This window comes from Kitasatospora sp. NPDC059827, from assembly GCF_042731675.1.
Classification (GTDB): domain Bacteria; phylum Actinomycetota; class Actinomycetes; order Streptomycetales; family Streptomycetaceae; genus Kitasatospora.
In genome coordinates, this window is sequence record NZ_JBHWIV010000140.1 from 1 (window position 1) to 12,375 (window position 12,375).

General features: G+C 73.7%; 8 protein-coding genes and 2 pseudogenes. 5 read left to right on the forward strand and 5 right to left on the reverse strand.

Translation table 11 applies throughout. The features are described 5' to 3' along the window. Positions 1-88 precede the first annotated feature (88 nt). The gene (locus ACFV8H_RS40055) at positions 89-1,153 is read right to left on the reverse strand and encodes an ABC transporter ATP-binding protein (RefSeq protein WP_380409523.1); all 1,065 of its coding nucleotides are present in this window, start codon (positions 1,151-1,153) and stop codon (positions 89-91) included. Between the two features lie 154 nt (positions 1,154-1,307). Between ACFV8H_RS40055 and ACFV8H_RS40060 the strand changes: the two genes are divergently transcribed. The 3 genes from ACFV8H_RS40060 to ACFV8H_RS40070 all read left to right on the forward strand — a co-directional run bounded on the left by ACFV8H_RS40060 (position 1,308) and on the right by ACFV8H_RS40070 (position 4,974). Next, the gene (locus ACFV8H_RS40060) at positions 1,308-2,897 is read left to right on the forward strand and encodes a PucR family transcriptional regulator (protein ID WP_380409525.1); all 1,590 of its coding nucleotides are present in this window, start codon (positions 1,308-1,310) and stop codon (positions 2,895-2,897) included. Positions 2,898-3,116: 219 nt separating this feature from the next. Next, the gene (locus ACFV8H_RS40065; protein WP_380409527.1) at positions 3,117-4,466 is read left to right on the forward strand and encodes an FAD-dependent oxidoreductase; all 1,350 of its coding nucleotides are present in this window, start codon (positions 3,117-3,119) and stop codon (positions 4,464-4,466) included. 4 nt (positions 4,467-4,470) lie between these two features. Next, complete coding sequence (locus ACFV8H_RS40070) at positions 4,471-4,974, forward strand: nuclear transport factor 2 family protein (RefSeq protein ID WP_380409529.1); 504 nt, start codon at positions 4,471-4,473, stop codon at positions 4,972-4,974. A 29-nt stretch (positions 4,975-5,003) separates the two neighbouring features. Here the strand turns inward: ACFV8H_RS40070 and ACFV8H_RS40075 are convergent, their stop codons facing one another. Continuing rightward, positions 5,004-5,951, reverse strand: a complete 948-nt coding sequence (locus tag ACFV8H_RS40075) for a RimK family alpha-L-glutamate ligase (RefSeq protein ID WP_380409531.1) — start codon at positions 5,949-5,951, stop codon at positions 5,004-5,006. 201 nt (positions 5,952-6,152) lie between these two features. On the opposite strand from ACFV8H_RS40075, the gene ACFV8H_RS40080 reads away from it, so the two are divergent. Beyond that, positions 6,153-6,953: an SAM-dependent methyltransferase gene (locus ACFV8H_RS40080; RefSeq protein ID WP_380409533.1), complete on the forward strand. Its 801-nt coding sequence runs from the start codon at positions 6,153-6,155 to the stop codon at positions 6,951-6,953. A 234-nt stretch (positions 6,954-7,187) separates the two neighbouring features. Further along, a complete protein-coding gene (locus tag ACFV8H_RS40085) occupies positions 7,188-8,738 on the forward strand; it encodes an RICIN domain-containing protein (protein ID WP_380409535.1) in 1,551 nt (516 codons plus the stop codon). Positions 8,739-8,968: 230 nt separating this feature from the next. Here ACFV8H_RS40085 and ACFV8H_RS40090 read toward each other — a convergent pair whose 3' ends face one another. The 3 genes and pseudogenes from ACFV8H_RS40090 to ACFV8H_RS40100 form a co-directional block, all read right to left on the reverse strand. Next, positions 8,969-9,790 (reverse strand): SDR family NAD(P)-dependent oxidoreductase, encoded by an 822-nt coding sequence (locus ACFV8H_RS40090; RefSeq protein WP_380409537.1) that lies wholly within the window; start codon positions 9,788-9,790, stop codon positions 8,969-8,971. Positions 9,791-10,344: 554 nt separating this feature from the next. Beyond that, a pseudogene (locus tag ACFV8H_RS40095) lies at positions 10,345-11,304 on the reverse strand (chitinase); the annotation flags it as partial. A gap of 195 nt (positions 11,305-11,499) precedes the next feature. After that, positions 11,500-12,078 (reverse strand): annotated as a pseudogene (locus ACFV8H_RS40100) (carbohydrate binding domain-containing protein); the annotation flags it as partial. Positions 12,079-12,375 lie beyond the last annotated feature (297 nt).

Consider the following 12,375-nt stretch of genomic DNA (forward strand, 5'->3'; position numbering starts at 1 on the left):
ACGAGGCCGACAGATCCCGTTGAGGACCCGAGGTCAGTCAGGAGGCGGGTCAGACCTGCCCGGGAACCGCTCATGAACATCCTCACTGTCAGGAGCCGACCCGGACGGTGTGCCGGCGCTGCCAGGCGAGGACGACCTCGGCGCCGCGGTGGCGCAGGACGTCGGCGGAGCCCTCGTCGACGTTCTGCCGGACGGCGGTCAGCCGCCCGCCCGCCTCCAGGTCCACCAGGAAGCGGGTGTGGCCGCCCGCGTAGACGACCTCGGCGACCCGCCCGGTGGCGGACAGCTCGTCCGGCCCGGCCGGGTCGTCCGGGTGCGCTATCCGGATCTTCTCCGGGCGGACGCTGAACAGCCCGGCCTCGCCCACCACCTGCTCGGCGGCCGGGCCGTCCAGCAGGTTGGAGGTGCCGACGAAGCCGGCCACGAAGGCGGTGGCCGGGTGCTCGTACACCTCGGCGGGCGGGCCGACCTGCTCGATCCGGCCCGCGTTGAACACCGCGACGCGGTCGCTCATCGTCAGGGCCTCGTCCTGGTCGTGGGTGACGAACACGAAGGTGATCCCGACCTCGCGCTGGATCCGCTTGAGCTCGGCCTGCATCTCGTGCCGTAGTTTCAGGTCGAGCGCACCGAGCGGCTCGTCCAGCAGCAGCACCTTCGGGCGGTTCACCAACGCCCTGGCCAGCGCGACGCGTTGGCGCTGGCCGCCGGAGAGCTGGGCCGGGCGGCGGCGCTCGAAGCCCTCCAGCCGGACCATGGCGAGCGCCGCACGCACCCGCTCGGCCCGTGCGGGCTTCGGCACCCGGCGGACCATCAGGCCGTAGCCGACGTTCTGCTCGATCGTCATGTGCGGGAACAGCGCGTAGTCCTGGAACACCGTGTTGACGTCCCGGTCGAACGGCGGCAGGCCGGTGACGTCGGCGCCGCCCAGCAGGACCCGGCCGGAGCTCGGGGCCTCGAAGCCGGCGATCATGCGCAGCACGGTGGTCTTCCCGGAGCCGGAGGGCCCGAGCATCGCGAAGAACTCGCCCTCGCCGATGTCCAGGTCGACGCCGTCGACCGCGCGGACCTGGCCGTCGAAGGTCTTGGCCAGCCCTTCGAGCCGGACCGCGCCGGGGGCCGGCTCCGGTCGGGGTGGACGGTCGTGGCTGCTCAACTCCGTTGGCCCTTCTGGCTGGTACGACAAGCGGACGGTACGGACGGGCTGTCCGGTCCGTTCGCACGGAACCCTAGGAAGGGATCACCCCGCCCGGCTATGGACGCCCGCACGGTCTTCCGTCGGCGAGTTGTGCGGCGCTACAGTCCGGCGCATGCCGGTGACGCTGCGCGATCTGCTTCGGGAAGAGGGCCTCGGCCTGCGACTGTGCACCGGCACGGCCGGGCTCGACCGGGTCGTGCGCTGGGTCGCGGTGACCGAACTCGCCGACCCGACGGAGTGGTTGACCGGCGGCGAGCTGCTCCTCACCACCGGCCTGCGGCAGCGCGGCGCCGCCGCGCAGACCGCCTTCGTCCAGCGGGTGGCGGCCGCCGGCGCCTCGGGGATCGGCTTCGGCACCGGACTGAGCCACCCCGCCGTCCCCCGGGCCACCGTCGCCGAGGCCGAACGGCAGGGCCTGGCGGTGCTGGAGGTCCCGTACGAGACGCCGTTCATCGCGGTGAACCGGCTGGTCGCCGAACGGATCACGGCCGAGGACCACAGCGCGCAGCGACGGCTGGTCGACCAGCACGACCTGCTGGTCCAGGCGCTGCTCGGCGGCGAGGGCCTGCCCGCGCTGCTGCGGGTGCTGCGGCGGGCCTGCGGCTCGGAGGTCGCCGTGGTGGACCGGCACGGGGTGGTACTGGCGGCCAGTCCGGAGCGGTCGGAGGCGCTGTTCGCGGAGCTGCGGGCAGCCGGGCGGCCAGGTGCTCCGGCCGCCGGGCCGCTGCGGCTGCCGGTCCAGGTCGACGGCACGGTCGCGGCCTGCCTCTGCCTGCGCTCGGCGGGCCCGGCGGCGGACGTCCTCCCGTACGCCGTCCGACTGGTCGGACTGGAACTGGCCCGCCGTCAGGCCCACCTGGCCGGGCGGCGGGAGCTGGTCGGCCAGGTCGTCGAGGACATCGTGCGGGACGTGATCGCGCCCGCCACCGCCGAGCGCCGGCTCGCCGCGTTCGGGCTCGACCCCCGGGCCGCCCACCGGGTGGTGCTGGGCCGGCTCGCACCGGAGGGGTCCGGGGCCGGGGCCGGCTCCGGGGCCCGGGCCGGGGCGCAGGCGGACGGGCGGGCCACGGACGGCCGCGGCGGGCCGGAGGCGGACCGGCGGCTCGCCCGGCTGCCCTGGCTGCCGGCGGAGCACCCCGACTCCCCCGAGCCGGTGCTCACCGCCGTCGTCAACCGGTACCTGGTGGCAGTGCTCCCCCGCTCCGCTCCGGTCGACGACCTGGCCCGGCGCCTCGGCACCGCGCTCGTAGGCCTGGACACCCGCGCGGCGGTCGGCATCGGCGGCTGCTACCGGGGCGTCGACGGGCTGCGTTGGAGCTGGTTCGAGGCCCAGGCCGCCCTCGCCAAGGGCCCCGGGGTGCACGGCGGCGACCCGCTCAACCTGCCCCGCCTGCTGCTGTCCAGCCCCGACCTGCCGTTGAAGCAGCTCGCCGCCGAGGTGCTGCGCCCGCTCACCCGCTTCGACGAGGCCAATCGCGCCGACCTGGTCACGACCCTGCACGCCTACCTGGCGGCGGACTGCTCGGTGCAGGCGGTCGCCGACCGGCTGTACGTCCACCGCAACACCGTGCGCTACCGGCTGGACCGGATCGAGCGGCTCACCGGCCGCTCCCTGGCCTCCATGCAGGACCGCTTCCAGCTCTGGCTGGCCCTGCTCGCCGCCTACCCCGAGCGCCAACCGGCCGTGCAGCCGCAGGACTGACCCCGGCACGCCGACACCCCGCAAGCGGTGGAGACCCGATCGGGTGAGCCCGGTCCGCAGCTATCACCCGGACGGGTGACTGCCCGGTGGTGCGGGCCGGGAGCCGGGTGGCAGGGTGGGGGCGCCCGTCCGTCGGCGGGCGGCGAGCGATCGGAGCCGACCGTGGGTCCACGGCGAAGCAGGCGCAGCGGCAGTCGCGGCGGAGCGGGCCACGCGCTCGTGCTCGGTGCGGGGATCAGCGGCCTGTGCGCCGCCCGGGCCCTCTCCGGGTTCTTCGAGCACGTCACCGTCGTCGAGCGGGACACCTACCCGCAACCCCCCGACGTCCGGCGCGGCGTCCCGCAGGGGGCGCACGTCCACTCGCTCACGCCGGGCGGCGCGCAGGTCCTGGCGGAGCTCTTCCCGGGATTCGTCGAGGAGTTGGCGGCCGACGGCGCCACCCTGGCCGGGGCCCTGGACGAGCTCGACATCGTCTTCTTCGGGTCGCGCCTGCGGCAGGTGCCGCTCGGCCGGGTGCTCCAGGTGAGCCGGCCCTTCCTGGAGGACCGGCTGCGCGAGCGGGTCCGCGCGCTGCCCGGCGTCACCCTGCGGTCGGGGCTGGAGGCCACCGCACCGATCACCGCCGACCCGATCGCCGCCGACCCGGCCCGGGTCGGCGGGGTCCGGCTGGCCCGCCCCGGCGAGCCCGACTCCGCCGAGGCCCTCCACGCGGACCTGGTCGTGGACGCGATGGGCCGCGCGGGCCGGGGCGCGGCCTGGCTGAGGTCCCTGGGGTACCGGGCGCCGTCCACGGCCCGCCTGGTCGTCGACGTCGCCTACGCCAGCCGCCGCTACCGGGTCGCCCCGGGCGCCCTGGGAGCGGCCAAGGGCGTGCTGATCGGAGCGACCACCACCCGCCCCCGCGGCGCCGTCCTCACCCAGCAGGAGCACGACGCCTGGGTGCTCTCCCTCTACGGCTTCGGCAAGGACGACCACCCGCCCCTCTCCCCGGAGCGCTTCCTCGACTTCGCCGAGGACCTGCTCCCCGCCGGGACGTCGACCGCGCTCCGCAACGCCGAGCCGATCACCGGGGTCTCCTCCTTCGCCTACCCGGCCTCCCTGCGCCGGGACTTCCACCGGCTGCGCCGGCTCCCCGACGGGCTGATCTCCACCGGCGACGCGCTGTGCAGCCTCAACCCGATCTACGGCGCGGGCATGACGGTCGCCGCCCTGGAGGCCAGGGCGCTCCGCAGGTGCCTCGCCGCCGGCCCGGCCGGCCTGCCCCGGCGCTTCTACCGGGAGGCCGCCCGGGCGGTACGGCTCCCGTGGCTGTTCTCCACCATGGCCGACCGGGCCATGCCCCAGGTCCCCGGCACCCACCCCGCCGTCGCCGGCCTGCTGGCGAGGTCCTTCCAGGCCACCATGCGCGCCGCGGCCGAGGACGCCCGGGTCGCCACCGCCGTCTGGAACGCCGTCAGCCTGACCGGCTCACCGGCCGAACTGGCGGCGCCACGGGTCATGGCCGCCGTGCTCCGGCACTGGTCGCCGGGCCCCACCCCTCGAACCGCGCCCCCGCGCGGAAAGGACTGATCCCGTGCCGGACTTCGACCCGAGCGAGCGGAAGGCGTTCGTCGAACGCTGGGTGACCATGTGGGACTCCCCCACCGCCCCCGCCGACGCGATGGAGTACTACACCGAGGACGCCGTGATCGAGGACAAGGCGTTCGACCACACCTACCGGGGCCACCGGGAACTGCACGAGTACTTCAGCCGGGCCGGCGAGCTCTTCTCCGACATCCGTTCGGTCAGCCAGGGCGTGGTGGTCGGCCCGTCCCACGCGGTGGCCCACGTGCACTACAGCGCCACCGTCCGGGAGCCGTTCCTCTGCCTTCCGGAGTCCAGCCGCGGCAAGCGGTTCTCGCTCTACCTGATGAGCCTGCTCGAATTCGCCGAGGACGGCCGGATCGCCCGCTCCGTGGACGCCTACGACCGCGCGGGCGTCCTGCAACAGTTCGGCGTCCTCCCCGACTCCGCCGCCGCCTCCTCCGCGCCGACCGCCCCCGCCACGCCGTTCACCGGGACCACCCCGTCCGGCTGAGGACTTCTCCGGGGGGCGGCGGAGCGCGGTCAGCCAGACACCCCGCCGGCGGCCAGGTGAGCGGCGACATAGGGGACGGCGACGGTCTCCAGGCCGCGGTCGGTGCCGAACGCGGGGTGGACGTTGACCTCGAAGACGACGCCGCCGCTCTCCGCGGCGAGGTCCACCCCGGCGAACGACAGGCCGAGCGACTCGGCCGCGGCGACGGCGAGTTCGGCCAGACCGGTGGGCAGGTCCCCCGGATCCAGGCGGGTGGAGACGGCGCCCCGGCTCTCGTTGCACGGTGCGTCCGGGTCCGGCTGGACGTGCTCGACCACGCGCAGGACCTGTCCGCCGAGCACCACCACGCGGTACTGGTGGCGCCGCCCGTCGGGCCCGAAGTTCCGGGCGTCACGGGCGATCAGCCAACCGGTGCCCGCACGGGCGTAGAACTCGGCCGCGGCCCGGAGCTGGGCGTGGGTGGTCACGTGGAAGACGTCGGTGCCGCCCATGCCGATCGTCGGGCGGGCCCAGACGTCGTGGCCCAGCCGCTCGAACGCCTCGGCGGCCTCCTCGGCGGCCTCCTCGGCGTCGGGCCGGGTGAAGGCCACGGTCGGCATGTGGGCGATGCCGTCGCGGGTGAAGCACTCCACCGTCCGGTCCTTCTCGGTCGCCGCCCGCCAGGCCGCCGCGTTCGTCCCGAGGGAGCGCACGCTGGCCGCGCGCAGCCCGTGCTGGACCGTCTCGAAGTCCCGGCGCCGGTGCGGCGGGATCTCGTAGACCAGCACGGTGTCGGCGCACACGCTCACCCCGTCCGCCTCCAGCCGCGGTGCCTCGCCGTCGGTGCGGATCCGGCCGCTGCCGCCGGGGGTGAAGTGTCGTGCGTCCAGCAGGGCGGGGGCCCGGCCGGTGAGGGCGTGCACCGCGGCGACGAGGGTGTCGCGGCTGCCCTCGGTCGAGCTGTGATCGGTCATCAGGACGAGCTCGCTCGATGCCATACCGGCCATTGGACGGCCGATGCCCGCCCGGGACAAGACCGCCTCACCCGCCCGGACAGATCCGGACAGGTCCTGGCAGGTCCGAGCAGGACCAGGCAGGACCTGCCCGATTCCGCGACATCAACCGTCGGTTACCGCCCGGGACCAGGACGTTCTCCTACGATCGGGCCCACGACGGACGTTGAGGACGGGGTTGCCAGCATGGCCGATGACAGCAGCGGGATCGACCGGTCGAAGCCGAGCATCGCCCGGGTCTACGACTACCTGCTGGGCGGCAAGGACAACTTCCCCGTCGACCGCGAGATCGGCGACTTCTTCCTACGGGACCTGCCGGGCTCGGTGGCGATCGCCTTCGCCAACCGCCGGGCCCTGGTGCGGGCCGTGGGCGCGATGGCCGACGACGGCATCCGGCAGTTCATCGACATGGGCAGCGGGCTGCCGACCGCCGACAACGTGCACCAGGTCGCCCAGCGGCACGCCCCCGACGCGCACGTCGTCTACGTCGACAACGACCCGATGGTGCTGGCCCACGGCCGCGCGCTGCTCGCCACCGACGACCGCACCGCCGTGGCCCAGGCGGACCTGCGCGCGCCGGAGACGATCCGGCAGCACCCCGAGGTGCGGCGCCTGATCGACTTCGACCGGCCGGTGGGCGTCCTGTTCAGCGCCGTCCTGCACCACCTCAACGACGACGAGCGGCCCGCCGACGTGGTGCGCTGGTGGGCGGACCGGGTGGCCCCGGGCAGCCTGGTGTACGTCTCCCACTTCCGCTCCGGCGCGAACGAGGAGACCCGGCTCGCGGAGCAGAAGCTCCAGGGCAGTCTCGGCCGCGGCCGCTGGCGCACCGACGAGGAGCTGCTCGGCCTGTTCGGCGGGCTCGAACTGCTCGAACCGGGGCTGGAGTTCTGCTCCTCCTGGCGCCCGGATCCCGGGGACGGTGGCACCGGCGACCTGACGGTGTGGGAGCGGCTGATCTCCTGCGGCCTGGCCCGCAGGAACTGACGGCCGGACAGACGGCCGGCCGGCCGGCCGCAGCGCACCGGCGCGCCGACGGCGCCCGGAGCGGGCGCCGTCGCGTTCACCACCGAAGTGATTCCATCGGACTACCGGCTCATCGGCGCGCAACCGCGCGCTCTTACCCCCTGAGGTGTCGGGCCCCGATCCTGGGCTGCGGACTCGGTCGTCATCGAACCGTGTCACCTCCGCAGACGTGTTCCCCAGGAGAGGAAGCCCTCCATGGCCTTCGGCATCCGACTCTCGCACGGCTCCGCCGCCCTCGGCGCCGTCCTCCTCGCCGTCTCCGCCGCCGTTCCGCTCACCGCGACGCCGGCCCGGGCCGCGAGCCCGATCTGTCTCAGCGGAACGCTCCAGTACGACTACCAGTCGGCCGAAGCCGGCCCGGCCAAGCCCACCCAGACCAAACCGGCGCGCAGCGCGGACGCCCAGCTGTGGGGAGCCGAGAAGGTCACCGACACCGCCCACCAGCTGACCGCCGACTACCAGCTGACCAGCGCCGCCGACGGCAGCTTCAACCTCTGCTACACCCCGGCCACCACCACCTCGATGAGCAGCCTGTGGGTGCGGTTCCGCACCGAGAGCAACCAGTACTGGAAGGTCGCCGACACCACCGGCACCCCGTACACACTGGACTCCGCCACCCAGAACAACATCGCCGCCAGTACCTCGCTGGGCACGGTCAAACCCCCGGCGGCCACCGCCCGGGCCTGGCACGCCTTCGACACCGTCAACCTGCTCTACCAGCACCGGAACAACCCCGCCACGGCCTGCTGGTCCTCGCACGAGGCGAACAACGCCTGCACCGAACTCACCGTCCGCTGGACGGCGAACTCGGCCGACGGGACGTACTACGACCTGGCCGGCACCGTCCACCTGGCCGCCGCCGACCCGGACTCCGAGCACACCGTGCTGCACGAGTCCGGCCACTTCCTGATGCACCGCCTGTACAACGGCGTGTTCCCCGCGGTGAGCAACTGCAGCCCGCACTACGTCAACCTGGTCAGCTCGGCGAGCTGCGCCTGGACCGAGGGCTTCGCCGACTCCACGGCCGCCTACCTGCTCGGTGACTACCGCTACGTCTGGCCCGACGGCAGCAGCTACCCGTTCACCTACACCACCGGCTGGAACACCGGCGACCAGGTCCAGGGCAACGTGGACGGCTCGCTGCTCGACCTGTGGAACAACGTCGACGGCGGCTGGAACGGCACCGTCGCCCTGCTGACCTCGCACGCCCCGTCGACCTTCGCCGACTACTTCAAGAACGACCGACCGCTGGGCAACCTCGCCACCACCGGCAGCGCGCTCAACTACCTGGCCGCCCACACCGTCGACTACGGGCCCAACCCGGTGGGCGACAACCAGTACCACGCCTTCACCAACGGGGGCGGCCTGGCCCTGGAGCACGCCGGGCAGTGCGCCAACTCCACCAACGTGGTCGCCGACCTCGACACCTACGACTCCACCCACGCCTCGGAGAAGTGGAAGCTGGACCCGAACGCGGACGGCACCACCCGGATCTACGACAGCTGCCCGACCCCGCTGACCCTCACCGCGCCCGCCGCGGCCGGCGGCCAGGTCACCCTCCAGGCCTTCAACTCCGCCAGCCAGTACCAGAAGTGGCAGGTCACCCAGAACGGCAGCGGCACCCTGACGATCACCAACCCGGCGACCGGCTACGTGCTCGACAGCGCCGCCGTGAGCACCGGAGCGGCCGTGGTCGTCAACGCGGCCGGCAACGCCAACACCCAGGACTGGGCGACCCTCGCCTGAGCCGATCCCGGGCCCTGGACCACGCCCCGAGGCGCCGAGCCAAGGCCCCGGCAGCACGGCCCCGGGCCCGTCGTCCTCGCTCAGCGCTGAGGACGGCGGGCCCGGGGCTCCGCTACGCGGTCACTGACAGGCCTTGCGGCCGTGGTTCGCCTTCTTCTTCCGCCGGGCCTTCTTCTTGCGGGCGCGCTTGGACACCGTGCTCCTCCTGGTCCTGGGTGGGTGGACGCGGTTCAGGCGGCCCGGCCGACCAGCTGGTCGGCGAGCTTCACCAGGCGCCTCTGCGAGCGCTCCTCCTGGGCGGCCTGGGCCGTCGGGGCGGCGACGCCGCCGTCGTAGTAGGCGCCGTTGGCGATCTCGGCGGCCGGCAGGCAGAGCCGGACCACGGCCGCCGCACCCTCCGCCGCCGGCGCGCCGACCCGCCCGTAGAGCGGCAGCAGCGCGGTGTCGCACAGGCCCGGGTTGAGGCTGACGGCGGTGATGCCGGATCCGGCCGGAGCCATCTCGGCGGTCGCCATGGTGAGCGCCAGCTGCGACTGGGCGTACGCGGCGACCCTGGAGTACTTCTTCACCCGGTGCGGGTCCGACCAGTTCATCGACGCGGTGCGGTGCAGGGAGGAGGACACGTTGACGATCCGGGCGTCCCCGGCCGCCGAGAGCGGGGCCCGGAGCAGCTTGGCCAGCAGGTGCGCGGCCAGGAAGTTGACCTGCAGCGAGAGCTCGTTGCCGTCGTCGGTCAGGATGCAGCGCTCGGGCGCCATCACGGCGGCGTTGTTCACCAGCAGGTCCAGCGCGGGGTAGTGCTTGACGACCGTGCCGGCCAGCACCGCGACCTCCGCCAGCTTGGTGAAGTCGGCGGCCAGTTCGACGAGTTGGTCCCGGCGGGCCCCGGCGGCGATCAGCCGGCCCACGGCGTCCTCGGCCTCCGCGGTGGTCCGGGCGTGCACCAGGACGTTCGCGCCCAGCCCGGCGAGCAGCCGGGCGGTCTCCCAGCCGATGCCGGAGGAGGCGCCGGTGACGAGGGCGGTACGGGCGGACAGAAGAGTGTCGGACATGACCCATCCAAGGGTGCTGGGCACCGGCGGGGTACGGCGACGGGGCGGCGCGCGGCCGCCCGCGCCGGTGTCGCCGGTGCGGGAAAGGGGTGTGGTGCGAGAAGGAGCGACGACCGCCCGCCCCCGCCTCGGAGCCGAACGGGGCGGAGGACGGGCGGCGGTGATCGGCACGGGCTCGGCGGGACTGCGCCGGGCCCGTACGCGCGGCCGGTGACCGGCGGGAAGGAGCTCGGTACTACCGGACGGCAGTGGCGACCGCGACCGCGACGACGAACCGCGGCCGGCTATGCGGCGGGCGGTCGTGGTGGCGGGTCGAGCGGTGCATGCCGTCCATCAAAGCCCGCGCCGATGCCCGGGGCAAGCTCCGTCACCCGCCCTGACGAACTCCTGACGCTCCCCTGACACGGGCCGGCCGACAGCGCGCCCGGCGGTGCGTCGGCAGGGTGCTCCGGGGAACTGAACGGCCCGCGCCCCGGGGTGGCGGGGCGCGGGCCTTCGGTGGTGGTTCAGTGGTTCAGTGGTTCAGCAGTGTCTCAGCGGTGGCCGGTCCGGCATCAACGGCCCTGGAGCGACCTGACGTTGTCCCCGAAGGTCCAGCCCTTCGAGCCGTCCCAGTTGAGCGACCAGGTCATCAGGCCCTTCAAGGCGCCGCCGAAGTTGCCCCAGGCCTGGCCGACCGAGCCCGGGTCCAGGTAGCCGCCGCCGGCACCCGGCTGGGCCGGGAGGCCGGGCACCTGCTTGTCGTAGGGCACCTTGACGGTGGTGCCCTGGATGGTGAGGCCGTTGTTCAGGCAGGTGGTCTGGACGGTGAAGCCCTGCACCGTACCGGCCTGGTAGGAGTCGCCGGAGCAGCCGTACATGCTGCCGTTGTAGTACTGCATGTTCAGCCACCACAGCTGGCCGTTGTCGGCGTACTTCTTGATGATCGGCAGGTAGGCGCCCCAGATGGAGCCGTAGGTGACGCTCCCGCCGGTGACGTACGCGGTCTCGGGGGCCATGGTGAGGCCGAAGCCGGCGGGCATCTGGGCCAGCACGCCGTCGATGATGCGCATCAGGTTGGCCTGGGAGGCGGAGGGCGTCTTGATGTCGCCGCTGCCGGAGAGGCCGGTCTCGATGTCGATGTCGATCCCGTCGAAGTTGTACTTCTTGAGGATCGGGACGACGGTCGCCACGAAGCGGTCGGCGACGGTGCTGGAGCTCAGGTCGATGCCGGCGGCGGCGCCGCCGATGGACATCAGGATCGTCGCCCCGGCCGCCTTGGCCTGGCACATCTCGGCGGGGGTGGAGACCTTGACGTTGGCGTCCATGCCGTCCTGCCACTGCACGGTGCCGTCGGAGAGGATCACCGGGAAGGCGGCGTTGATGACGTTGTAGCCGTGCGCGGCGATCCGGCTGTCGGTGATGGGCACCCAGCCCAGGCCCGGGTGGACGCCGTTGGCGGCGCCGTCCCAGTTCTCCCAGTAGCCCTGGAGGACCTTGCCCGTGGGCCGGGGCTTGGTCGGGCAGGTGTCACCGCCCGGCGGGGTGGTCGGCGGGGTCGTGGGAGGCGTCGTGGGCGGGGTGGTGGGGGGCGTGGTGGGCGGCGTCGTGGGCGGCGTGGTCGGCGGGGTGGTCGGCGGGGTGGTGGGCGGCGTGGAGCTGCTGCCGCCGGGGCCGGTGAGTGACACGTCGTCCGCGTAGTAGGCGGGCTGCCCGTACCAGCCGTGCAGGTAGACCGTCACCGAGGTGGTGCCGGGCCCGGTGGTGAAGTTGACGCTGAGCTGCCCGTAGGAGGCGTTGCCGGGCGCCCAGGTGGACGGGTCGCTGCCGCCGGTGCCGCTGGCGCCCAGGTAGACGTAGCTGCCCTGGACGTAGGCACTCAGCGTGTACGCGGAGTTGGGCTGCACGCTGATGGTCTGGGAGCACTGGGCGGTGTCCTGGCCGGTCGGCGTGGACTGGAGGGCGGCGCTGCCGGAGTGCACCGGGCTGCCGACCACCGCGGCGGTGCCGGGCGAACACGTCCAGTTGGAGAGTCCGCTCTCGAAGCCGGGGTTGGCCACCAGGTTGGGGGTCGCGGCCCCGGCGGTGACGGAGCCGGTCACCGCGATGCCGGCGCCGATCAGGGCGACCGTCCCGACCACGGCGAGGGAGCGGACCAGCGCGCTCGGGCGGTGCAGGGCGGCCCGGGGTGTCGTCCGCGACGCGCGTTCCAGACCCGTCCGGCGCGGCTCCCCGCCGGGACGGCCGGCCTCCGGAGCGGGGTGGGAACCGCCCGACGGGCGTGGGGTTCGGGACCTCCGACGGAACATGCTGTGCTCCCTTCCGACCGGGGCGCCAGGGACGTGACCGACGCGTGGGGGCGTGACGCCCGGCCGTGGGTGAGGTGGGGGGACATGTGGGGCTGTGCCGGACCGGATCGTAGGAGGGGAGCCGGAGTTGGTCAATAGGTCTGGACCATTAAGGTCTGGACCACTCACGGTTTGAGCCACCCGGACGGCCACCCGTCCACCACCCCGGCCCGCCCCCCCCCCCCCCAACCGCCCCGGCGCGCCGCCCGCCGCCGCCCATACCGACACCGAGGCAAAATAAAAAAAAAACAAGAACCC